Genomic DNA, 638 nt, shown 5'->3' with positions numbered 1-638 from the left:
ACCGTGAAGCTGTCGGTCAAAGTTTCGCCTTCGCCCAACGCCTGGATCGCCGCCTGCGTGTTGTCCGCCGCGTAGATCCAGACTCCGTACGGTGCCAGATAGAAGCTGCCGTAGCTGCCCACCGTTCCGTCTTGCGCCTGGAACGACGCCTCGCCCGTATCCGCATCCGTCACGTCAAGCTCACCGGTTGCCGTTAGCTTAGGGCCAGCGTCCTCCGTCACTCCGATCGTTTTCTCGCCGGTGATCACAGCCGCATCATTCTCACCCGTGATCGTGATGGTCACGGTCTCTTCCGTGCCATCCACCGTTGTGACCGTGAAGCTGTCGGTCAAAGTTTCGCCTTCGCCCAACGCCTGGATCGCCGCCTGCGTGTTGTCCGCCGCGTAGATCCAGACTCCGTACGGTGCCAGATAGAAGCTGCCGTAGCTGCCCACCGTTCCGTCTTGCGCCTGGAACGACGCCTCGCCCGTATCCGCATCCGTCACGTCAAGCTCACCGGTTGCCGTTAGCTTAGGGCCAGCGTCCTCCGTCACTCCGATCGTTTTCTCGCCGGTGATCACAGCCGCATCATTCTCACCCGTGATCGTGATGGTCACGGTCTCTTCCGTGCCATCCACCGTTGTGACCGTGAAGCTGTC

Annotated in this window: 1 protein-coding gene; it reads right to left on the bottom strand. The window is 61.4% G+C overall.

Going from position 1 to position 638, the window contains the following annotated elements; genetic code table 11:
• A partial coding sequence (locus L0664_RS18460; protein WP_235227378.1) for a VCBS domain-containing protein occupies window positions 1-638 on the bottom strand: 638 nt, incomplete at both ends.

This window comes from Octadecabacter dasysiphoniae, assembly GCF_021532615.1.
Classification (GTDB): domain Bacteria; phylum Pseudomonadota; class Alphaproteobacteria; order Rhodobacterales; family Rhodobacteraceae; genus Octadecabacter; species Octadecabacter dasysiphoniae.
This window is presented reverse-complemented; position numbering and strand designations above follow the sequence as displayed.